Source organism: Pseudomonas sp. BJa5, assembly GCF_030272875.2.
GTDB lineage: Bacteria > Pseudomonadota > Gammaproteobacteria > Pseudomonadales > Pseudomonadaceae > Aquipseudomonas.
Map to the genome: position 1 here is coordinate 1 of NZ_JALRNG020000132.1, position 283 is coordinate 283.

Annotated in this window: 1 pseudogene; it reads right to left on the reverse strand. The window is 63.6% G+C overall.

Annotation, left to right across the window (positions count from 1 at the left end):
- Positions 1-72 precede the first annotated feature (72 nt).
- Positions 73-283, reverse strand: a pseudogene (locus M2D63_RS25720) (PvdJ/PvdD/PvdP-like protein); the annotation flags it as partial.

Below are 283 nucleotides of genomic sequence, written 5' to 3' on the forward strand. Positions count from 1 at the left end.
ATTGCGTACTATCAGTCGCATCGTATCGCGGGGCAAGCCCGCTCCCACAGCAGCTACATTACAATACACCCTTCAGGTCACGATCCCGCGCAGCGACCGATGCCGCGCATACCACGGCCGTTGCGGCACACGACGAACCAGGTCGCCGATCTTGTCGTCTTCGCCAAAGGTGATGCGCAGCGCCAGCTTCATGGTTTCCACGTACATTTCCACCGACTTGCCCGGGGACGTCCCCGGCACCGTGCCGCAGCCATGGGTGTCCGGCCCCAGCCAGGGGTCCTCG